The following is a 406-nucleotide window of genomic DNA, read 5'->3' as shown; positions in this document are numbered from 1 at the left end:
GCAAAGAACCATGACACTAGCTACCGTTCCACACATCCCTGTCCAAACGGTGCCACCAAATCAGCAACGCCTCAATGACTTTCGTCGCCTCATCCCCATCCCGTTAAATGCGAATCTGATCAAGCCCCGTCTGCCTCTTTACAAAACAAAGCAACGCCGTGTCTGAACCATCACGAACGATGCCAAGGTTCCAGCCAGCAATCCAGAGCGCCTGGAGCTTCTTGGCATAGTTCCCCGCTAAACGCTTCACACTCGGCTCAAAACCACCCGCTTTCATTTCATCAACAGCTAAGCGCTTCGCTGAAACACTCAAATCTGTCGCCGATTGCTTACCCGTCAAGCGATAGAGCAGTGCGCGATAGGTCGCATCATCAAGACCTAACGCGCGTTTTCCCATATGAAGGAT

At 51.7% G+C, this 406-nt stretch carries 1 protein-coding gene; it reads right to left on the bottom strand.

Features of this window, described 5'->3' with window-relative positions; translation table 11 throughout:
* Positions 1-103: 103 nt before the first annotated feature.
* The coding region (locus J7R10_RS09170) for a regulatory protein GemA (RefSeq protein WP_246787435.1) at positions 104-406 on the bottom strand (303 nt) is incomplete at its 5' end.

The organism is Bartonella vinsonii subsp. berkhoffii ATCC 51672 (assembly GCF_902825225.1).
Lineage (GTDB): Bacteria > Pseudomonadota > Alphaproteobacteria > Rhizobiales > Rhizobiaceae > Bartonella > Bartonella berkhoffii.
This window is presented reverse-complemented; position numbering and strand designations above follow the sequence as displayed.